Below are 21,228 nucleotides of genomic sequence, written 5' to 3' on the forward strand. Positions count from 1 at the left end.
CCTTACGGACCAGGGGTGATCCCTATCGGTGGCCAAGGAGAAGCAGTGAGCGAGCGAGCTGAGCGGCTCAGCGCGACGACGTCCCCGGTCGGCACGGGGCGTGACGGAGCAGCGGCGTGAGCGTGGCGGGTGTCGGCGAGTTCGGGCTGATCGACCGGGTGACCTCCCGCCTGTCGTACGGCTCCACGGTGCTGCTCGGCCCCGGTGACGACGCGGCGGTGGTCGCCGCGCCCGACGCCCGGGTGGTCGCGTCGACGGACGTCCTGGTGGAGGGGCGGCACTTCCGCCGGGACTGGTCCGGCGCGTACGACATCGGGCGCCGGGCGGCGGCGGCGAATCTCGCGGACGTGGTGGCGATGGGTGCCGACCCGACCGCGCTGCTGGTGGCGCTCTGCGTACCGGCCGACGCGGACACCGACTGGGTGGAACAGCTCGCCGACGGGCTCGGTGCCGAGGCGGCCGAGGTGGGCGCCAGCGTGGTGGGCGGGGACATGTCCGCCAGTCCCACCCTGACCATCGCGGTCACCGCCCTGGGCGACCTGGGTGGTCGTGCCCCGGTGACCCGGAGCGGGGCGCGACCCGGGGACCTCGTCGCCCTGGCCGGTCGCACCGGGTACGCGGCGGCCGGATTCACCGTGCTCTCCCGAGGATTCCGGACGCCCCGGCTGCTCGTCGAGGCGTACCGCCGCCCGGAGGTGCCCTATCCGGCGGGACCGCAGGCCGCCCGGCTCGGCGCCACCGCGATGATCGACGTCTCCGACGGGCTCCTCGCCGACCTCGGGCACGTGGCGCGGGCCAGCGGGGTGACCGTCGACCTCACCCGGGACGCCTTCGAGGTGCCGCCGCAGATGCGGGACGCCGCGCAGGCGCTCGGCGTCGACCCGTACACCTGGTTGCTGGCCGGTGGCGACGACCACGCGTTGGTGGCGACGTTCCCGCCGACGACGGCGCTGCCCGCCGAGTGGCGGTTGGTCGGCCGGGTCGAGGAGGGCGCCGGGGTGACCGTGGACGGGCGGCCGTTCGACGGTCCGGGCGGCTGGGATCACTTCCGGTGACCCCGCCGGGTAAGGAGCGGGTCGGGTCGTACCCTTTACCTGTGCAGCAGATCGAGATCCATGTGGTGCCCTTCGACTCCCCGGTCGCGCAGCGGTTGATCACCGCCGCGTTGGCCGACCTGGGCGCCCGGTACGGCGGCAGCGGCGACGAGACCCCGGTCGACCCCGACGAGTTCGTACCCCCGGCCGGGGCGTTCCTGGTCGCTCACCTCGACGGGCAGCCGGTCGGTTGCGGCGGCTGGCGCAGTCACGGCGACGAGGGCGACACCGCCGAGCTGAAGCGGATGTACACCGCCCCGCAGGCCCGTGGCCGGGGGGTGGCCCGGACGGTGCTCACGGCCATCGAGCGCTCGGCCCGCGAGCACGGCCGTAAGCGGCTCATCCTGGAGTGCGGCGACCGGCAGCCCGAGGCGATCGCGATGTACACCGGTGCCGGTTACGAGCGGATCCCCAACTTCGGGTTCTACGCCGCCGAGCCCGGCTGCCTGTCCTTCGGCCGCACCCTCTGAGCGTGAAAGGAAGGGTCCCCTGCTAACGCCTGGTGCATAGCAGGGGACCCTTCCTAACATCTGCGCCGGCGCCCCGTCGATGCCGGCGGTACGATGCCGGCGAGTCGGTGCCGGCGGTACGGACCTCCCGGGGGCGGACACGACGATGCCGGTGGGCCATCGGCCCACCGGCATCGAACGACAGTGTCTTCCCGCGTCAGGCGCGGGCGACCTTGCCCGCCTTGATGCAGGACGTGCAGACCTTCAGCTTCTTGGTCGTGCCGCCACCGGCGGGGGTACGCACCGACTGGATGTTCGGGTTCCAGCGGCGGTTGGTCCGCCGGTGCGAGTGGGACACGTTGTGGCCGAAGCCCGGTCCCTTGCCACAGACGTCGCACACGCTAGCCACGGGATACTCCTGGGTTTGAAACGTTCATGAGGTCGCCGGCAGGTGCTGCCCGGGCAACCTGGCCAGGGTACCCGATGGGTGAACCGGCTGCCCAATCGGGCCTGGCCCGGCCTCGGCGGCCACCGTCCGGCCGCAGGACCGGCCCCGCCGGGAACCCGGACGCCCGGCACGCGGCAGGTTCGGCCGGGTGGCGCACCGGTTCGGCCGAGTGGGACGGGCCGTGCGGCACATGGATCCGACCGCGGCGTGACACGCCCGGCGACTGTCAGCGTACGCCAGTAGGCTTCCACCGTGCTGGACACCCTCGATGCCGCCGCCGTGCGCCGCTGGTGTGCCAGCGGGCTGGACACGCTCAAGCGGCACCAGCGGGAGATCGACGACCTCAACGTCTATCCGGTGCCCGACGGCGACACCGGCACCAACCTGGTGCTCACCCTCACCTCGGCCCAGCAGGCCCTGGCGATGGATCTCGACACCGGGGCGGACGGCACCTCGACCGCGCACGGGCACGCCCTGCGGCTGCTGGCCCGGGGCGCCCTGCTCGGGGCCCGGGGGAACTCGGGCGTGATCCTGTCGCAGATCCTGCGGGGCCTCGCCGACGCGCTGGGCCCGGTGCCCGAGGTGGGCGGCCGGGAGCTGGCCGTCGCCCTGCGTGCGGCGAGCGACGCGGCGTACGCGGCGGTGGCCCGGCCGGAGGAGGGCACCCTGCTGACGGTGGCGTCCGCCGCCGCGGACGCGGCCGAACGGGCCGCCGACGGCGAACTGCCCACCGTGACGCGAGCCGCCGCGTCCGGCGCGGCCACGGCCCTGGCCCGTACGCCCGAGCAACTGCCGGCGCTGGCCCGGGCCGGTGTGGTCGACGCCGGTGGGCGGGGGTTCTGCCTGCTGCTGGACGCACTGGTCGAGGTGGTCACCGGGGCGCCTCCGGTGACCTGCACGCCGACTCCCCGGCAGGTGCGGCCGCTGGCCGCCGCGCGGGAGACCACGTCCACCGGGTACGCCTACGAGGTGCAGTTCCTCCTCGACGCCGAGGCCGAGGCGGTCCGCCGGATGCGCGACGAGTTGGACGCGCTCGGCGACTCCCTGGTGGTGGTCGGTGACGGCAGCCCGACCGGCGGCACCTGGCAGGTGCACGTGCACGTCGACGACATCGGGGCGGCGATCGAGGCGGGCGTGGTGGCTGGCCGCCCGTACCAGATCTCGGTGACCCGCTTCGCCGACCAGCGCGCCCCCGGGGCGGCCCCGGCCGCCGACCGGGGCCCGGCAGCCGACCCAAATCGGGCGACCGGGCCGGGACCGGCCTCCGACGGCCGGGGTGCCGTGGTGGTGGCCACCGGGCCCGGTATCGCCGCGCTGCTCGCCGGTGAGGGGGCGGTGGTGGTGCCCGGCAACCCGTCCACCGGCGAACTGCTCGACGCGGTCCGGGCGACCGGGGCGGTACGGGTCGTGGTGCTGCCCAACGACCCGAACGCGCAGGCGGTGGCGAACCAGGTCGCCGTGGAGGCGTACCGGTCGGGTGTGAAGGTCAGCGTGGTGCCCACCCGGTCGCCGGTGCAGGCGCTCGCCGCGCTCGCCGTCCGTGACGCGGGGCGGCGCTTCGAGGACGACGTGATCGCGATGGCCGAGGCCGCCGGGGCCTGCCGGCACGCGGAGGTGTGCCGGGCCGGGCGGGACGCCCTCACCGTCGCCGGCCCCTGCCGCGCCGGCGACGTACTCGCCCTGGTGGAGGGGGAGGTGCACCTGATCGGCACCGATCTGGTGGAGACCAGCGTCGCCCTGGTCGACCGGATGCTCGGCGGCGGCGGCGAACTGGTCACCCTCCTCGTCGGCGCGGACGCGCCGGACGGGCTGGCCGAGGCGGTGCGTACGCACATCGTCGGCCGGTGGCCCTTCGTGGAGGTGCACACGTATCCGGGCGGACAACCGCACTATCCCCTGCTGGTAGGTGTCGAATGACCTCGGACGCGACCACCGTGGACACGCCGCTCACGAAGCTCGTCGGTGACAAGACCGCCAAGGCGCTCGCCGGTCACCTCGACCTGCACACCGCCGGTGACCTGCTCTACCACTTCCCGCGCCGGTACGACGAGCGCGGCGAGCACACCGACATCCGTACGCTCGACGTGGGGGAGCAGGTCACCGTGCTGGCCCAGGTGCAGCGCACCGCGGTGCGCCCGATGCGCCAGCGCCGGGGCAACCTGCTGGAGGTGACCGTCGGCGACGGTTCCGGCGGCACGCTCACCCTCACCTTCTTCGGCAACCAGGCATGGCGGGAGCGGGAGCTGCGCCCCGGCCGGTGGGGCATGTTCGCCGGCAAGGTCACCGAGTTCCGTGGCAAACGGCAGCTCAACGGACCCGAGTACGTGCTGCTCGGCGACCAGACCGACGGGGAGGCGGCGGCCAACGAGCAGGTGGAGGAGTTCGCCGGTGCGCTGATCCCGGTCTACCCGGCGGCTGCCGCCGTACCGACCTGGGTGATCACCCGCTGCGTACGGGTCGTGCTGGACACGGTCGAGCCGCCGGAGGACCCGCTGCCCGCCACCGTGCGGGCCACCCGCAACCTGATCGGTCTCGGCACCGCCCTGCGTGAGATCCACCGGCCGTCCAGCCGCGAGGACCTGTACCGCGCCCGGCACCGGTTGAAGTGGGACGAGGCGTTCGCCGTGCAGCTGACCCTGGTCCGCCGCAAGCAGCGGGCCGCCGCCTCACCGGCCCGGGCCCGTCCGGCACGGCAGGGCGGGCTGCTCGACGCGTTCGACGCCCGACTGCCGTACGAACTCACCGGCGGCCAGCACGACGTCGGCGCGGAGATCGCGGCCGACCTGGCCACCGACCACCCGATGCATCGCCTGTTGCAGGGCGAGGTCGGCTCCGGCAAGACGGTGGTGGCGTTGCGGGCCATGCTCCAGGTGGTGGACGCGGGCGGGCAGGCCGCGCTGCTGGCCCCGACCGAGGTGCTCGCCGCCCAGCATCACCGGGGCATGCTCGACCTGCTCGGCCCGCTCGCGCAGGCGGGACAACTCGGTGCCGCCGAGGACGCCACCCGGGTGGAGCTGGTCACCGGCTCGCTCGGCGCGGCGGCCCGGCGGCGGGCACTGGCCGAGGTGTCCAGCGGGGCGGCGGGCATCGTGCTCGGCACCCACGCCCTGCTCTACGAGGGCGTCGACTTCGCCGACCTGGGCCTGGTGGTGGTCGACGAGCAGCACCGGTTCGGTGTCGAGCAGCGGGACGCGTTGCGGGCCAAGGCCGACCAGCCGCCGCACGTACTGGTGATGACCGCCACGCCGATCCCCCGGACGGTGGCCATGACGGTCTACGGCGACCTGGAGATCTCCACGCTGTCCCAGCTCCCGCAGGGCCGTTCGCCGATCGCGTCGCACGTCGTGCCGGCCGCCGACAAGCCCGCCTTCCTCGACCGGGCCTGGCGTCGACTGCGCGAGGAGGTCGCCGCCGGCCACCAGGCGTACGTGGTGTGTCCCCGGATCGGGGAGGCGGATGCGAAGTCCGGCGGCGACGAGGAGCCGCCGGAACTGGACGACAACGGCCGGCGTCCGCCGCTGGCGGTGACCGAGGTCGCCCCGCTGCTGGCCGAGGGACCCCTGCACGGGGTACGCATCGGGGTCCTGCACGGTCGGCTGCCCGCCGACGAGAAGGACGCCGTGATGCGCTCCTTCGCCGCCGGGGACCTGGACGTCCTGGTGGCCACGACCGTCGTCGAGGTCGGGGTGAACGTGCCCAACGCGACGATGATGGTGGTGCTGGACGCCGACCGGTTCGGCGTCTCCCAGCTACACCAGCTCCGGGGCCGGGTGGGCCGGGGCAGCGCTCCCGGGCTCTGCCTGCTGGTCACCGAGGCCACCGAGGGCAGCAGCGCCCGGGAGCGGTTGGACGCGGTCGCCTCCACCACCGACGGATTCAAGCTCGCCGAGCTCGACCTGGAGCAGCGACGGGAGGGCGACGTGCTGGGCGCCACGCAGTCCGGCCGCCGTTCGCACCTGCGGCTGCTGTCGCTGCTGCGCGACGCGGATCTGATCCGTGACGCGCGGGCGGAGGCGATCGAGATGGTCGAGGAGGACCCCGACCTGGCGCGGCATCCGGCCCTGGCCGCCTCGGTCGCCGCCCTGGTCGATGCCGACCGCGCCGAGTACCTCGAAAAAGGCTGATCGTGTGCGTTGATCGCGTGCGCTGACCACCTGCGCTGACCGCGTGCGCCGAGGACCTGCCTTGATCACGCTCGATCCAGGATCGAGTGGCCTCGGCGCGACGTGGAAGGCACTCGATCCTGGATCGAGCACGATCACCGGGCCGCGACGGGGGCCGCGAGCGGACGGACGTGCCTACGCCGAGGGCGCGCCTACGCCGAGGGCGCGCCGACCGGGTGGTCGACGCGCCCTCTGACTCAGGTTCTGCCGGGGTCCCGTCTCAGTCGCGGGAGGGACCCCTCAGACTCGGCTCAGGCGGTGAAGTGGATCCGACGCCGCCGGGCCATCACGAACAGCACCGCGCCGACCGCCAGCAGGGCGATCGCGCCTGCGGCGATGCCGCCGGCCGCCGCACCGGTCACCGGCAGGCCCGGGGGCTCCTCGCCGCCGCCGCCACCGCCGCAGTCCTCGGGGGCGTAGACGACCTCGAGCTCCAGGTCGAGCTCGGGCAGGACGACCAGTGCGGTCTCCTCGTCACCGGCCTTGAAGCTGACCTTCTCCGACGTGCCCGGCGCGACGGTCCGCGTCTCGGTCTTGTCGCCGTAGGTGAACTCCACCTTGACCGGCACGCCACCCTCCGGGTTCGAGGCGGTCAGCGCGAAGGTCTCGCAGTCGGCGTCGGTGGTGACGGTCGGCAGCGGGCAGTCCTCGGGACGCTGCCACGTGTACGTGCCGCCCTCGATCACCTTGCCGTCGACCAGGACCTCGATCGCGCCGGCGTTCTCGGCGGGCACCACGGTCTCGTTGTCGGCCTTGCCCGGCTCGACGGTGACCTTCTTGGACCAGCCGTTCTCGCCGCGCACCTCGAACTCGACGGCGTACCGGGAGAGCGTGCCGTCGTTGCTCAGCGACACGGTCACCGTGCCGTCGCAGGCGGAGGCGAAGGTGGAGGCGGGGGTGGTGCAGTTCTTGCTGCCGCCGTTGTACCAGCCCTGCGGGCCGGACGAGCGGTTGCCGGGGGCACCCTTCTCGCCGAGCTTCTTGTCACCGTAGCGCTTGCCGTTCTCGACCAGCGGGTCGATGACCTCGTCCACGCCGCCCCAGATCAGGTCGACCTGGGTGTGGCAGTCCGGGACGCCGACGTTCAGCGCGATCTCGGTCTGGGTGCCGCCGAGGAAGTCACTGGCCGGCGCGCCGTAGACGTACTGCGGGGTGGCGAACTTCGGGCGCGGCGCGAAGTACGACACCAGCGTGAAGTACTGCTTCGCGTCACCGCAGAGCGGCAGGTCGCCCTCCAGCTTCACGGTCGCGGTGCCCTTCGGGCCGTCGAACGTGTGGCTGTACTTGGCGTCGCTGGCGTCGACGCACTTCGGCGCGGGGGCGCACGCAGCGTCGGCGGCCAGGTTGATGCTGCCCTTGTTGGTCTGCTCGCGCCGGTTGTCCCAGCGGCCCTCGACGACGAGCTCGGCGGTCGCGGTCTCGCCCGGCACCCGCTGCACGGCCTCGACAAAGCCGCCCTTCGGGATCGCGACGCCCTGCAGGTCGACGGCCTCGGCGCCCGGCACGAGCACCTGGACCTTCGTCGACGGGGTGGTCGTCACCTTCTTGATGGTGGCGGCGGACCTGCGCTCGCTGTTGACCACCTTCCACGTGATCACCCGCTCGCCGCTGAGCTGGTCGCAGACGGCGGTGGCGGTGATGGTGGTGTGGTGTGCACTGGCCGGGGTGGCCACTGCCGCTGCTCCGGTCATGCCGATGAGGGCGGCTGCCAGGACAGCCAGCGGTCGCCGGAGCGACAGCTTGGGTCGGATCACGCGTACTCCCGGGGTGAAGAAGCGTTTGGTCGTCACGGATGGACGGACGGCGCCGGCGGAGGCTGCCGCGCCGGAGGAAGGTGCCACCCGTGTCGATGGCCGGCGATGATAGGTGGCCGGCACCGGGGCAGACCCTAGCGAGATCGTGTGGAACGGGACAGTCCTCAGCGAGGGCTAAGGATGATGTTATGAATGTGAGATCATTGATATACAGCCAGTGATCGATCGAGGGCTTTTCGCGTCCGGATCGGACGGTCGGCGCGCCTCCGAGGCCGCGTACTCGTCGCGAGGGTCATCGTGTCCTCGCGTAGCGTCAGGGGCATGAGCAGGAGCGAAGGGTGACCCGGATCGTGGCCGGGAGCCTCGGCGGCCGGCGGATCGCCGCGCCGCCGGGTGCCGGCACCCGACCGACCTCGGACCGGGTCCGCGAGGCGTTGTTCAGCGCGGTGCAGGCGGAGGTCGACCTGGACGGGGCGCGCTTCGCCGACCTGTACGCCGGCTCCGGCGCGGTGGGTCTGGAGGCGCTGTCCCGGGGGGCCGCGCACGTGTTGCTGGTCGAGTCCGACGCGCGTGCCGCGCGGGTGATCCGGGAGAACATCGCGGTGCTGCGGGCGGGGCCTGCGGCGCGGCTGGTCACCGGCAAGGTCGCCACGGTGCTGGCCGGCGGGCCGGAGGGTGACCCGTACGACGTGGTCTTCGCCGACCCGCCGTACGCGCTGCCACACGAGAGCGTCACCACGATGCTCGCCGGACTGGTCGACGGCGGCTGGCTCGCGCCGGACGCCCTGCTCGTGATCGAGCGGTCCAGTCGCGGCAACCCGGTCGAGTGGGTGGAAGGCGTCACTGGCCTGCGCAGTCGTCGGTACGGCGAGACCACCCTTTGGTACGGTCGCCGATCATGAGACGTGCGGTGTGTCCCGGCTCGTTCGACCCGGTCACCAACGGTCACCTCGACATCGTCGGTCGGGCCAGCCGGCTGTTCGACGAGGTGATCGTCGGTGTGCTCATCAACCAGTCGAAAACGGGCGTGTTCACCGTCGAGGAGCGGATCGAGATGCTCCGCGAGGTGACCGCCTCCTACGACAACGTCCGCGTGGAGTCCTTCCGTGGGCTGCTGGTGGACTTTTGTCGGGCCCAGCGGGCGACGGTGTTGATCAAGGGCATCCGGGCGGTCAGCGACTTCGACTACGAGTTGCAGATGGCCCAGATGAACATCGGCCTCGCCGGGGTCGAGACGTTGTTCATGCCGACCAACCCGCTCTACTCCTTCCTCTCCTCCAGCCTGGTCAAGGACGTGGCCAAGTGGGGCGGCGACGTCAGCCCGCACGTGCCTGACCTGGTCCGCGAGGCGTTGAAGGCCCGCCTGACCCCACCTGCCTGACGCGTACGCGCCGTGCCCCGGCCGCCGTCGGCGTCCGTGCCACGGGGCCGCGAAGCGGCCGGGCGCGACGCGCCGGGGGAGGGGGTGGGGTGTCGCGGGGGTGTCGGGACGACATCATTGGATGAAGCGGGAACGTGGCCGCAGCCCGCATGATGTAGGTCGGCCCGACGAACGACAGGAGTGAGGTACCGGTGGACCCGCTCGACCGTATCGACGAAATGATCGCCATGGTGGAGCAGGCGCGCTCCGTGCCCATGTCGCGCAACAACTGCATGGTCGATCGGGGCGAGATGATCGCGGCCCTGGACGAACTGCGCGCCGAACTCCCCGCCGACCTGCGCCGCGCCGCCGCCCTGCTGGAGGAGCGGGACAAGATCATGGAGGCGGGCAAGCGGGAGGCGGACCGGATCATCAGCGAGGGTGAGGCGGAACACGCCCGCCTGGTCTCGGTGAACGAGATCACGGTCTCCGCCGAGCACGAGGGTGCCCGGATCATCGCCGAGGCGCGGGCCGAGGCGCAGCGCCTCCGCGAGGAGGTCGACGACTACGTCGACACCGCCCTGGCCAACTTCGAGCAGTTCCTCACCCGGGCGCTGGCCTCCATCGAACGCGGCCGGGACAAGATGCACGCGCTCCGCGAGATCGGCACCTTCGGCGGTGACGAGGCGGAGCGTCCACTGCCCTTCTGACCCCACGGTCGGTACCCGCTGGTGCGGGACTGCCACCGCCGAGCCCGCCGCCGACGCGGCCCGGCGACCGGCGGTCGTCCGTCCCGGCAGGTGCCGCCGCTGGCATCCCCGCCGACGCCGGGGTAGCCCAGGCCGGCCCCGGTTCGACGGTGGGCCGCCGGTGCAGGTAACCTCGTTTGTCGGCCTCTCACCGGCCGGAGTCTGACTATGCCCAAGAACTCACCCGTTTCACTCGACCCCAGGTCGCCGCTGGTCCTCGACACGAGGGAGCTACCGCGCCGGCCTGGTGCGTTGCGTACCGTCACACGGGTGGTCCCGGCACCGGCGGACCTCGGCGTGGAGTTGATCAGCGTGCCGGAGGGCGCGGACCTCGACCTCGATCTGCGGATGGAGTCGGTGTCCGAGGGCGTGCTCGTCTCGGGGACCGTCAGCGGTCAGGTCCGGGGCGAGTGCGGTCGCTGCCTGCGCGAGATCAACGACTCGGTGTCGGTGACGATCCAGGAGCTGTACGCGTACGAGAACAGCACCACGGACGTCACCACCGAGGATGACGAGGTCGGCCGGATGCAGGGAGACCTGATCGACCTGGAACCGGCGGTGCGGGACGCGGTGGTGCTCGCACTGCCGACCAACCCGCTCTGCCGCCAGGACTGCCCGGGCCTGTGCCCCGAATGTGGGGTACACCTGGACGATCTGCCGGCCGATCACAGCCACCAGCAGATCGACCCGCGTTGGGCGGGCCTGTCGCAACTGACCCGTACAGAGGAGTAAGAACCGTGGCCGTCCCCAAGCGCAAGATGTCGCGCAGCAACACCCGGTCCCGCCGGGCGAACTGGAAGGCCGCGGCGGTCGCGACCGTGGCCTGCCCGCAGTGCAAGTCCGCCAAGCTGCCGCACGCCGCCTGCTCCGTCTGCGGCACCTACAACGGCCGCCAGGTCCTCGAGGTCTGACCCGGACGCCGAGTGACGTCTCCGACCACGGGTCGGGCGACGCGCACACCCCGGCGATCGCCCGGCACTCCCGCCGACGCCGGCCGGCTCTCACCGGCCGGCGTCGCGACGGAGCCGGGCACCGCACGGATCGCCGTTGACCTCCTCGGCGGGGACGACGCTCCCGCCGTCGTGGTGGACGGCGCTCTGCGGGCGGTGCGCGCCGACCCTCACCTGCATCTGCTGCTCGTCGGCCCGACCGAGGTGGCCGGCGCGCTGATCCATGCCCTCGACCCGGCCGAACGCGCCCGGATCACCGTCCGGCCCGCACGGACCGCCGTCGACATGGCCGACGAGGTCGTCACGGCACGCACCGACTCCACCGTCCGTACGGCCGTCGCCGCCGTGCACGCCGGCCAGGCCGACGCGCTGGTCTCCGCCGGCTCCACCGGCGCGACCGTCGCCGCCGCCGCCCTCGGACTGGGTCGCTGGCCCGAGGTGCGACGCCCGGCGCTCGCCGCCGTCCTGCCCGCCGTCTCCGGACCGGTGGTGCTGCTCGACGTCGGTGGCTCGCTGGAACCCAACCCCGCCACGCTGGCCCGGCACGCCGTGCTCGGGGCCGCCTACGCCGCTGCCGCCCACGGTGTCGTCGCACCCCGGGTGGGTCTGCTCTCGGTGGGCACCGAGGCCGGCAAGGGCGACCGGGCCCGCCGGCTCACCGATCCCGTGCTCAGCACCGTGACCCTGCCCGCAGACGCCCGCTACGTCGGCCTCGTCGAGGGGTACGACGTCTGCGTCGGCACGCGTGCCGATGTGGTGGTCACCGACGGGTTCACCGGTAACGTGCTGCTCAAGGCCATCGAGGGCGCGTACGCGATGGCCGGTGGACCGCCGCCCGGCGGGGGTGCGCCCCGGGCGGCCGCCCTGCTCGGCGTGGGCGGGACGGTGGTCGTCTGTCACGGCGCCGCCCGTCCCGACGACATCTCCTCCGGCATCGCCCTCGCCGCCCACCTCTGGCGACGCGATGCCACCGACCGGGTCGCCGCGCTGCTCGCCGGCCACCGCACCGACCGCACCACCGACACCGAGGTACGCACATCATGAGCAACGACAAGCGGCGGAGGCCCTCCGTCGGCCATCTGGAAGCCGCCTTCGGCGTGACGCTGGACCCGGACCTGCTGGAGCGCGCCCTCACCCACCGCTCGTACGCGTACGAGAACGGTGGCCTGCCCACCAACGAGCGGCTGGAGTTCCTCGGCGACTCGGTGCTCGGCGTGGTGATCACCACCGCGCTCTTCCACAACCACCCGGACCTGCCCGAAGGGCAGTTGGCCAAGTTGCGGGCCAGCGTGGTGAACATGCGCGCCCTCGCCGACGTGGCCCGTGGCCTGGGCCCGGACGGCCTCGGCCCGTACCTCCTGCTGGGCAAGGGCGAGGAGACCACCGGCGGGCGGGACAAGGCGAGCATCCTCGCGGACACCCTGGAGGCGCTGCTCGGCGCGATCTATCTCCAGTACGGGCTCGACACCGCCGGGATCGTGATCCACCGGCTGTTCGACCCGCTGATGGCCGAGTCGGCCGGCCGGGGTGCCGCGCTGGACTGGAAGACCAGCCTCCAGGAGTTGACCGCCGCGCTCGGGCTCGGGGTGCCGGAGTACCGCATCGAGGGCACCGGACCGGACCACCTCAAGACCTTCACCGCCTGGGTGGTGGTCGCCGGGAACCGGTACGGCGGTGCCGACGGACGCAGCAAGAAGGAGGCCGAGCAGCGGGCGGCCGAGTCCGCCTGGCGGATGTTGACCGCGGACGCCGAGGCGGAGTCGGGCCCGGCCGAGGTGACCGCCGACCCGGCCGACGAGCAGGACGTGGTGACCGTCGACGGCCGGGCCGAGACCCTCGGCGAGGTCCAGGCGCACCGTGCCTGAACTGCCCGAGGTGGAGACGGTCCGGCAGGGCCTGGCCCGCTGGGTCACCGGCCGCCGGATCGACGTGGTCGAGGTTCGGCACCCCCGGGCGGTACGCCGGCACGAGCCGGGCGGCGTCCACTTCGCCGACGTCCTGGCCGGTCGGACCGTGCTCGACGTACGGCGGCGGGGAAAGTACCTGTGGCTCCCGCTGGACAGCGGTGATGCCGTGATCGGGCACCTCGGCATGTCCGGTCAACTGCTGCTGCAACCGGCGGGCACCGCCGACGAGGCGCACCTACGGGTGCGGTTCCGGTTCACCGACGACGGACCGGAGCTGCGCTTCGTCGACCAGCGGACGTTCGGCGGACTGTCGGTGAGCGAGGGCGGTGCCGGTCTGCCGGCCGAGATCGCGCACATCGCCCGGGACCCGATGGACCCGGAGTTCTCCGACGACGAGTTCGTGGCCGCGCTGCGGCGACGGCGTACCGAGGTCAAGCGCGCGCTGCTGGACCAGACACTGATCTCCGGTGTGGGCAACATCTATGCCGACGAGGCACTGTGGCGCGCGGGCCTGCACGGCGTCCGACCCACCGACGCGCTGACCGGTCCGGCCGCCCGGCGGCTGCTCGGCCACGTCCGGGACGTGCTCGCCGAGGCGATCACCGCCGGGGGGACCAGCTTCGACGCGCTCTACGTGAACGTCAACGGGGAGAGCGGCTACTTCGACCGGTCGCTGAACGCGTACGGCCGGGAGGGGCAGCCCTGTCACCGGTGCGGTGCGCCGATCCGGCGGGAGGCGTTCATGAACCGCTCGTCGTACAGCTGTCCCCGCTGCCAGCCACGTCCCCGGGGCGCGCTCGCGCTGCGCGGCTGACCGCCGGGCCGTCGGCGCGCGGGCAGGGCTCACGACGCCGGGCAGGGCAGCCGCCAGGCGTCCAGCGTGCGGTGCTTGCGGATGGAGGCGAAGCCGTAGCCGACGCTGGTGACGCAGAAGTCCGTGGTGTCGCCGGTGTACTCGACGTGGAACACCGGCTTGCCGGCGTCGACGAGGGGCAGCAGCTTCTCGCACCGCGCCAGCCGGACGCATTCCTCGTCGACTGCGAAGTCGAGGTCGGGCGCCAACGCGGCGACCTGCGGCAGGGCACCGAGCAGGCCGGGGGAGAGGTCGAGGGTGCGGGCCAGCGCCGCCACCTGGCGGTTGAACCGGAGCTGGTGGTCGAAGTCCAGCGGGAACCCGGAGCGCTGGGCGTACCCGTCGGCGTCGGCCAGCAGCACCGCCCCGAAGCCCTTGCCACGGCAGAGCCGGAACCGGTCGGCCAGCACCGGCCGCAGGACGTCCCACCGACGTACGTCCAGCCAGGTGCGGTCGGTCCCGGTGGACGTGGCACCGCGTACCTCCGCCGGGTACCGGCTGGAGTCCGGATCGTCGGGGTGGACCGACCCGACGTGCACCTGGCAGACCAGACGGCTGTCGCGGGCGCGCAGCACGGCGGTCTGCGCCGCGGTGGTGGCGACCGGGTCGAGCACGAACACGTTCGCCGGGACCTCCGGGTCCAGCTCGCCGCGCAGTTGCCACTGCCACTGCCAGTGACGCGCCGAGGCCGCCGGCCAGCTCGTGGGCGCGCCGGGCGGCGGGAGCGGGGGTCGGCAGGCGACCGTGGCGACGAGCACCGTGAGCACCAGGCCGGCCGGGAGCACCCGGCGTACCCGCCGCGTCCGGCCCACCCCGATCCGCATCGCCGTCTCCGCACGTCGCGGGGCGGCGCCACACCGCCCGAGCAGGTACGCGTCGGCGTACCTCACCCGGTCAAACGAGGACAGACCCGATCAGGACTCGCAGTCCGGCCGCGACCCGCCTCAGCGGGGTGCGGCGAAGACCTGCGTCCAGTACGGCCCGTTGCTGCTGGCCACCCCGACGCCGATCTCGGTGAAGGCGCAGTTCAGGATGTTCGCCCGGTGCCCCTCGCTGTTCATCCAAGCGTCCATCACCGCGGCCGGGGTGCGCTGGTTCCACGCCACGTTCTCGCCGTAGGTCCGCCAGGTGTAGTCGACCCGGTCGAGCCGGGTTCCGGGGTTGCTGCCGTCGCTGCCGGTGTGCGACATGTTCTGCGTGTCGGCCTGGTCCTGGCTGTGCCGCTGGGCGGCGGTCATCAGCTTGTCGTCGATGCTGAGCGCGCCACAGCCCTCCTTGGCCCGCTCGACGTTGACCAGCCGCACGACCTCCGCCGCCTGCGAGGTGGTGCCCGAGGAGGGGGTGGCACTGGGCGTACTGGCGCGGTTGGGGCTGCCCTGCCGGTCGGCGTTCTGCCGCGAGGGCGCGGTGGTGCGCGACGCCGCCGGGGTGGGGCTGCTGGTCCGGCTCGGTGACGGCGACGGTGACACGGTGCTCGGCGAGACGCTCGGGCTCGGGCTGGGACTCGGGGAGTCGCTCGGGTCGAGCGCCAGGTCCGTCGTCTCGTCCGGCAGCGCCGGCGCGGAGGCGGGAGGGATGTCGGCGGCGGTGCGATCGGTGGGCGTGTCGTCACCGGGCAGTGCGAGTGCTGCCACGCCGATGCTCACCACGAGGGTCGCCGCCGCGGCGGCGCCGCCCAGCACCAACGGACGCCGCAACCGGCGTCGTGCGCCGCGCTCATCGGACCCGGCCGGCTCGTCCCGCTGGCCGGCGTCGTTCCGCTGGTCCGCCGGCAGGCCGTACCGTCCGTGGGGGCCGGCAGCCGCGCCGTATCCGCCCTCGACGGCCAGGTCGTCACGGTCGCCGGCCGTGCCGTATCCGCCTTCGACGGTCATGTCGTAGCGGCTCTGGTCGGCCGTCGCACCGTACCGGCCGTGGTCGACGGTCGCGTCGTAGCGGCTCTGGTCGGCGGTCGCACCGTACCTGCCGTAGCGGTCCTGGTCCGGTCCGGTCGCAGAGCCCGACGTGGGCCCGGCCGGGGCGCTGTACCCCCGGACCTGGGTGTCCCAGTCGGCGCCGTGGTGGCCGGTCTCCGGCGCCGCGTGCCGGGCGGTCCGGTCGTGGTCGGCCGATGCGGGCCACCCGGGGATCCCCCGCCCGGCGGGCCCGTCCGGTGTCCCGCCACGGTCGGTCGGCTCGTAGTACCCGGTCTCCGGCTCGATGGCGTGGTGGTGCTGACCGGACCGCCAGTCGGCCTCACCCCCACGGGGCGAGTGCGGGGCCTCCGGTTGCCACTGCTCGGTCGGCTGGTCGTCGTACCACCGGTCGGTCGAACTTCCCGGTTCGTCACCGAACAGGTAGGCCGACCTCGGTGCGGGACGGTCGGTCAACCAGGCCGGGTCCTCGGTCGGGAGTTCCGGGCGACGAGGGTCGGCCTCCGGGTCACGCGGGTCGTTCCAGCCGTGCACGCCTGTCGCCTCCACGGGTCGGGTACCGGGCCGAGGTGACGCTACGTGTCGCTCATGGGGGCAGCAATCCGGCTAAGGAAGAGTTAAGAGGACCCTGTACATCCGGGTGAGGTAATCCACCGGACCGGCGCGTAGAGTCGAGGCGTCCGGACAGAGCGTGTCCGCGCCTGGGGGCAGCCGCCGGTGACCGGTCGGGCCGACGTCGAGATGATCTACGGCCTGCGAGAACTTGACGAATCAGGGGCTCCCGGCTCAATATGTATGTGTCGCCAGTCGCGCCCGGCCATGCCCAGAATTCGTGGGAGTGGTAGCCGCGTACACCAGGGCGCGCGTTGGCCGGCCTCTCCGGCAGCGCATATCAAGGAGTCAAAATGGCGAAGGCCCTCTATGGCCACGTAGGTGCGGCGCCCGACCGGCGCCTCCTCGACGAGGTCACCCGACTGCGTTCCAGGGTTCAGTCACTGGAGTTCGAGGTCACCCGACTGCGTGCCGAGAACGATCGGCTCGCGGCGGCTGCGGCGGAGGCGGACGATCTGCTCCGTCTGGCCGAGCCGGCACTGACCTGATCCACCTGGTCGCCACAACCGAATAGCTCCACCGCACAGCAGCGCGCCGACACGATGTGTGCCGGCGCGCATCTCTGCCCGGCCCCGGACGCCGGCAGGCGGGTCGCGTGGGGTGGGCCACCCGGTGCCGGGTTACTCTGCGGGTTGACCAGGGTCCGCGCAGCCGGGCGACGGTACGGCGGCCACCGGACGAGGATCGGGACGTGCATCTCAAGAGCCTGACGGTGAAGGGCTTCAAATCCTTCGCCTCCGCGACGACGCTCAAGCTGGAGCCGGGGATCACCTGTGTGGTGGGCCCCAACGGCTCCGGCAAGTCCAACGTCGTCGACGCCATCGCCTGGGTGCTCGGCGAGCAGGGCGCGAAGGCGCTGCGGGGCGGCAAGATGGAGGACGTCATCTTCGCCGGCACCGCCGGTCGGGCCCCGCTCGGCCGGGCCGAGGTGACGCTGACCATCGACAACACCGACGGCGCCCTGCCGATCGAGTACACCGAGGTCTCCATCACCCGCCGGATGTTCCGCTCCGGCGAGAGCGAGTACGAGATCAACGGCGATTCCTGCCGGCTGCTCGACATCCAGGAACTGCTCTCCGACTCCGGCATCGGCCGCGAGATGCACATCATCGTCGGTCAGGGCCGCCTCGACGGCATGCTGCACGCCAAGCCGGAGGACCGGCGGGCCTTCATCGAGGAGGCCGCCGGCGTCCTCAAGCACCGCAAGCGCAAGGAAAAGGCGCTGCGCAAGCTCGACGCGATGCAGACCAACCTGAACCGGCTCACCGACCTCACCGCCGAACTACGCCGCCAGCTCAAGCCGCTCGGCCGGCAGGCCGAGGTGGCCCGGCGGGCCGCCGTGATCCAGGCCAACCTGCGGGACGCGCGGCTGCGGCTGCTCGCCGACGACCTGGCCACCCTGCGCACCACGCTGGACAAGGAGATCGCCGACGAGACGGCGCTGCGCGGACGACGCGAGCAGGTGGAGGCCGAACACGCCGAGGTGCAGTCCCGCCTCGGCGAGCTGGAAGAGGCGCTGGCCGAGGACGCGCCGCTGCTGGCCGCCGCACAGGACACCTGGTACAGGCTCTCCGCCCTCCAGGAGCGGTTCCGCTCGATCGAGCAACTCGCACTCGAACGGCTGCGGCACCTCAGCGCGACGCCCGACGACGAGCGCCCCGGTCGCGACCCGGAGCAGTTGGAGGCCGAGTCCGAGCGGATCCGCGAGCAGGAGGAGGACCTGCGGGCGGCGCTCACCGACGACCAGATCCGGCTCGCCGAGGCGGTCGAGCACCGGCAGGAACTGGAGCGGCAGCTCGCTGCGGCCGAGCGGGAGCTGGTCGCCGCGGCGAAGGCGATCGCCGACCGGCGGGAGGGGCTGGCCCGGCTCACCGGGCAGGTGAACTCCGCCCGTGCCCGGACCACCAGCGCCGGTGAGGAGATCGAACGACTCGCCACCGCGCACACCGACGCGCTGACCCGCGCCGAGCGGGCCCAGGCCGACCTGGACGCGGTCGCCGAGCAGTCCACCGAGGCGGACCGCGACAACGCCGACCTGGACACCCGGCACGCCGAGGCGGTCAGCGCCCAGGAGAAGGCACAGGCCACCGTCCGATCGCTCTCCGACGCCGAGCGGGCGGCGGAGAAGGACGCCGCCACCTGGAAGGCACGCGAGGAGGCCCTCGCCCTGGGCCTGCGTCGCAAGGACGGTGCCGGCGCGCTGCTGGCCCGTGCCGACCAGGTGCCCGGGCTGCTGGGCAGTCTCGCCGGCCTGCTCACGGTCGCTCCCGGTCACGAGGCCGCACTGGCCGCCGCGCTCGGTGGGCTCGCCGACGCGGTCGCGGTCAGCGGGGTGGACGAGGCCGTCGAGGCGATGCGCCTGCTGAAGATCTCCGACGCCGGGCGGGCCGGTCTGCTCGTCGGCAGCCCGGCCGGGCCGGGGATGTCCGGTTCGGCCGATGCGCTGCGTCCCAAACTGCCCGACCGCGCGCACTGGGCCCCCGACCTGGTGGACTGCGACGCGCAGATCCGTCCGGCGGTGCACCGGGCGCTGCGTGACGTGGTGCTGGTCGACGATCTGGCCGCTGCGGCCGAGGTGGTCACGGGCAACCCCGAGCTGCGCGCGGTCACCCGGGAGGGGGACGTCGTCGGGGCGTACGCGGCGGCCGGTGGCTCGGCCAAGGCGCCCAGCTACATCGAGGTGCAGGCAGCGGTCGAGGAGGCCCGGGCCAACCGGCTCGCCGCCGAGGGGGGCAGTGCCGACCTGCGTGAGCAACTCGTGCAGGCGCGGGCCGAGGTGGCCGCCGCCAAGGAGGTGGTGCAGCACGCCGCAGCCGCCAAGCGGGAGGCGGAGAGCCACCGCAACGCCGCCGCCCGACGCCTGGCCGAACTGGGGGCCGCCGCCCGGTCGGCCAAGGCGGAGACCGACCGGCTCGGTGAGTCCCGGTCGCGCGCCGAGGCGGCCCGCGAACGGGACCTGACCGCACTGGCCGAGTTGGAGGAGCGGCTGCGGCTGGCGGAGGCGACGCCGCTCGACGCCGAACCGTCCACCGAGGAACGCGACCAACTCGCCGCGATGGTGCCGCAGGCCCGGCAGAACGAGATGGAGGTCCGGCTCGCGGTGCGTACCGCCGAGGAGCGGGTGGCCTCCATCGCCGGTCGGGCCGACTCGCTGCGCCGGCAGGCCGCCGCCGAGCGGGCCGCGCGGGAGCGGGCGGCGGCGCGACGGGCCGCGCGTACCCGGGGTGCGGGCATCGCCCGCGCGGTGGCCGGCGGCGCCCGTGTGGCACTGACCCGGCTGACCACCAGCATCGCCCGGGCGGAGGAGCACCGCGACGCGGTGGCGCGCGAACGGGCCACCCGCGAGGCGGAACTCCAGGAGGTGCGGGCCGCCGCGAAACGGCTCGGCGGTGAACTGGACCGGTTGACCAGCCAGGTGCACCGGGACGAGGTGGCCCGCGCCGAGCAGCGGCTGCGCATCGAGCAGTTGGAGGCCAAGGCGGCCGAGGACTTCGGCCTGACCGTGGAGACCCTGGTCGCCGAGTACGGTCCGGAGCAGCCGGTGCCGCCGACCGAGGCGGAGGTGGCCGCCGCCGAACGGGACGGCCTGCCGGTGCCCGAGCCGGTGCGGTACGAGCGACCGGTGCAGGAGAAGCGGGCCGCCAAGGCGGAGCGGGAACTCACCCTCCTCGGCAAGGTCAATCCGCTCGCGTTGGAGGAGTTCGCCGCGCTGGAGGAACGGTTCAAGTTCCTCTCCGAGCAGTTGGAGGACCTCAAGGCGACCCGCCGTGACCTGCTCACCGTGGTCAAGGACGTGGACGACCGCATCCTGGAGGTCTTCGCCAGCGCCTTCGCCGACACCGCGCGGGAGTTCGAGCAGGTCTTCGAGGTGCTGTTCCCCGGCGGTGAGGGCCGGCTCATCCTCACCGAGCCGGACGACATGCTGACCACCGGCGTGGAGGTCGAGGCACGCCCGCCCGGTAAGAAGATCAAGCGGCTCTCGCTGCTCTCCGGCGGCGAGCGGTCGCTGACCGCGGTGGCGATGCTGGTGGCGATCTTCCGCGCCCGGCCCAGCCCGTTCTACATCATGGACGAGGTCGAGGCGGCGCTGGACGACGTCAACCTGGGTCGGCTCATCACGCTGATGGCCCAGTTGCGGGAGAAAAGCCAGCTCATCGTCATCACGCACCAGAAACGGACCATGGAGATCGCCGACGCGCTGTACGGCGTGACCATGCGCGGCGGGGTCACCCAGGTGATCAGTCAACGGCTCAACCGGGCCGACACCGACGACGAGCGGCACGGCCGCGGCGAGGAGAACGGGTAGTGGCTCGGGAACGCGCGACGGCGCTCCTGCTGGACTTCGACGGAGTACTGCGGCGCTTCGACCCGGCGGTGGCCGCCGGGGTGGAGCGGGAGTACGGCCTCACCGAGGGGGTGCTCGGCGAGATCGCCATGCACTGGGAGCTGCTGCAACCGGTGCTGACCGGCCGGGTCAGCCACGCCGAGTGGGTGTCGAGTGTGGCCGACGCGCTGGCCGACTCGGCGGGTGGCCCGCAGCGGGCCCGGGCCGCCGTCGAGCAGTGGCAGCGGTACCGGGGCGAGGTGGTTCCGGCGGTGCTCGACTTCGTCCGCGAGGTGCGGGGTCAGGGCGTCCGCGTCGGGCTCGCCACCAACGCCACCGACCTGCTCGACGAGGACCTGGCGACGTTGGGGCTGACCGGCGAGCTGGACGTGGTGGTCAACTCCTCGGTGGTCGGGGTGCACAAGCCGGCCCGCGAGTACTTCCAGGCCGCCTGCGAGGCCCTGGAGACCGCGCCGGGCCGGGTGCTCTTCGTCGACGACGAGGACCGGGCGGTCAGCGGTGCCCGGGTGGCGGGCCTGTCGGCGCACCGCTGGAGCGGCCCGGAGGACCTGCGCTACCTACGGGCGGCGTTGGCCGCCTGAGGGGGACCTGCGGGCACGTGACCGGTCGCCCGCTCCGCAGGTCGTCGCGC

Annotated in this window: 19 protein-coding genes; 15 read left to right on the forward strand and 4 right to left on the reverse strand. The window is 73.1% G+C overall.

Annotated elements, in window-relative coordinates; all coding sequences use genetic code 11:
• The first annotated feature begins 116 nt into the window (after positions 1-116).
• Both ABZ738_RS13515 and ABZ738_RS13520 read left to right on the forward strand, forming a co-directional pair.
• The gene (locus ABZ738_RS13515; protein WP_357213048.1) at positions 117-1,055 is read left to right on the forward strand and encodes a thiamine-phosphate kinase; all 939 of its coding nucleotides are present in this window, start codon (positions 117-119) and stop codon (positions 1,053-1,055) included.
• A 41-nt stretch (positions 1,056-1,096) separates the two neighbouring features.
• Positions 1,097-1,564 carry a GNAT family N-acetyltransferase gene (locus tag ABZ738_RS13520; RefSeq protein WP_131053809.1) on the forward strand — a complete coding sequence of 156 codons (468 nt, stop codon included), beginning with the start codon at positions 1,097-1,099 and terminating at the stop codon, positions 1,562-1,564.
• Between the two features lie 196 nt (positions 1,565-1,760).
• Here the strand turns inward: ABZ738_RS13520 and rpmB are convergent, their stop codons facing one another.
• Entirely contained in the window at positions 1,761-1,952 is a 192-nt protein-coding gene (gene rpmB, locus ABZ738_RS13525) for a 50S ribosomal protein L28 (RefSeq protein WP_093401721.1), read from the reverse strand.
• 291 nt (positions 1,953-2,243) lie between these two features.
• Between rpmB and ABZ738_RS13530 the strand changes: the two genes are divergently transcribed.
• Positions 2,244-3,908, forward strand: a complete 1,665-nt coding sequence (locus ABZ738_RS13530) for a DAK2 domain-containing protein (RefSeq protein WP_357213053.1) — start codon at positions 2,244-2,246, stop codon at positions 3,906-3,908.
• A complete protein-coding gene (gene recG / locus ABZ738_RS13535) occupies positions 3,905-6,115 on the forward strand; it encodes an ATP-dependent DNA helicase RecG (RefSeq protein ID WP_357213056.1) in 2,211 nt (736 codons plus the stop codon). Before ABZ738_RS13530 ends, recG begins: the two co-directional genes overlap by 4 nt.
• A 290-nt stretch (positions 6,116-6,405) precedes the next feature.
• On the opposite strand, the gene ABZ738_RS13540 is transcribed toward recG, so the two are convergent.
• Complete coding sequence (locus ABZ738_RS13540) at positions 6,406-7,944, reverse strand: cell wall anchor protein (protein ID WP_236145900.1); 1,539 nt, start codon at positions 7,942-7,944, stop codon at positions 6,406-6,408.
• 302 nt (positions 7,945-8,246) lie between these two features.
• Between ABZ738_RS13540 and rsmD the strand changes: the two genes are divergently transcribed.
• From rsmD to mutM, 8 genes are all read left to right on the forward strand, one after another.
• A complete protein-coding gene (rsmD, locus tag ABZ738_RS13545; RefSeq protein ID WP_131054986.1) occupies positions 8,247-8,810 on the forward strand; it encodes a 16S rRNA (guanine(966)-N(2))-methyltransferase RsmD in 564 nt (187 codons plus the stop codon).
• A complete protein-coding gene (gene coaD, locus ABZ738_RS13550; protein WP_131054985.1) occupies positions 8,807-9,289 on the forward strand; it encodes a pantetheine-phosphate adenylyltransferase in 483 nt (160 codons plus the stop codon). Before rsmD ends, coaD begins: the two co-directional genes overlap by 4 nt.
• A gap of 191 nt (positions 9,290-9,480) precedes the next feature.
• On the forward strand, positions 9,481-9,978 hold the full coding sequence (locus ABZ738_RS13555) for a hypothetical protein (protein WP_131054984.1): 498 nt from the start codon (positions 9,481-9,483) through the stop codon (positions 9,976-9,978).
• A gap of 207 nt (positions 9,979-10,185) precedes the next feature.
• A complete protein-coding gene (locus ABZ738_RS13560; RefSeq protein WP_357213062.1) occupies positions 10,186-10,749 on the forward strand; it encodes a YceD family protein in 564 nt (187 codons plus the stop codon).
• A 5-nt stretch (positions 10,750-10,754) separates the two neighbouring features.
• Positions 10,755-10,928, forward strand: coding sequence for a 50S ribosomal protein L32 (gene rpmF / locus ABZ738_RS13565; RefSeq protein WP_091435485.1), 174 nt, complete (start codon positions 10,755-10,757; stop codon positions 10,926-10,928).
• Positions 10,929-11,057: 129 nt separating this feature from the next.
• Complete coding sequence (locus ABZ738_RS13570; RefSeq protein ID WP_131054718.1) at positions 11,058-12,011, forward strand: phosphate acyltransferase PlsX; 954 nt, start codon at positions 11,058-11,060, stop codon at positions 12,009-12,011.
• The gene (rnc, locus tag ABZ738_RS13575) at positions 12,008-12,832 is read left to right on the forward strand and encodes a ribonuclease III (protein ID WP_357213065.1); all 825 of its coding nucleotides are present in this window, start codon (positions 12,008-12,010) and stop codon (positions 12,830-12,832) included. The genes ABZ738_RS13570 and rnc overlap by 4 nt, the downstream gene beginning before the upstream one ends.
• Positions 12,825-13,688, forward strand: coding sequence for a bifunctional DNA-formamidopyrimidine glycosylase/DNA-(apurinic or apyrimidinic site) lyase (gene mutM, locus ABZ738_RS13580; protein WP_357213068.1), 864 nt, complete (start codon positions 12,825-12,827; stop codon positions 13,686-13,688). Before rnc ends, mutM begins: the two co-directional genes overlap by 8 nt.
• Positions 13,689-13,717: 29 nt before the next feature.
• Here the strand turns inward: mutM and ABZ738_RS13585 are convergent, their stop codons facing one another.
• Entirely contained in the window at positions 13,718-14,617 is a 900-nt protein-coding gene (locus ABZ738_RS13585) for an endo alpha-1,4 polygalactosaminidase (protein ID WP_254876745.1), read from the reverse strand.
• A 54-nt stretch (positions 14,618-14,671) separates the two neighbouring features.
• Positions 14,672-16,174 (reverse strand): CAP domain-containing protein, encoded by a 1,503-nt coding sequence (locus ABZ738_RS13590; protein WP_357213071.1) that lies wholly within the window; start codon positions 16,172-16,174, stop codon positions 14,672-14,674.
• A gap of 371 nt (positions 16,175-16,545) precedes the next feature.
• On the opposite strand from ABZ738_RS13590, the gene ABZ738_RS13595 reads away from it, so the two are divergent.
• The 3 genes from ABZ738_RS13595 (at position 16,546) to ABZ738_RS13605 (ending at position 21,178) form a co-directional block, all read left to right on the forward strand.
• Positions 16,546-16,740: a hypothetical protein gene (locus ABZ738_RS13595; RefSeq protein WP_092373577.1), complete on the forward strand. Its 195-nt coding sequence runs from the start codon at positions 16,546-16,548 to the stop codon at positions 16,738-16,740.
• A 203-nt stretch (positions 16,741-16,943) separates the two neighbouring features.
• Entirely contained in the window at positions 16,944-20,558 is a 3,615-nt protein-coding gene (smc, locus tag ABZ738_RS13600) for a chromosome segregation protein SMC (protein WP_357213074.1), read from the forward strand.
• On the forward strand, positions 20,558-21,178 hold the full coding sequence (locus ABZ738_RS13605; protein WP_131056682.1) for an HAD-IA family hydrolase: 621 nt from the start codon (positions 20,558-20,560) through the stop codon (positions 21,176-21,178). The genes smc and ABZ738_RS13605 overlap by 1 nt, the downstream gene beginning before the upstream one ends.
• The last annotated feature ends 50 nt before the right edge of the window (positions 21,179-21,228 follow it).

It is taken from the genome of Micromonospora sp. NPDC047793 (assembly GCF_040642635.1).
GTDB lineage: Bacteria > Actinomycetota > Actinomycetes > Mycobacteriales > Micromonosporaceae > Micromonospora.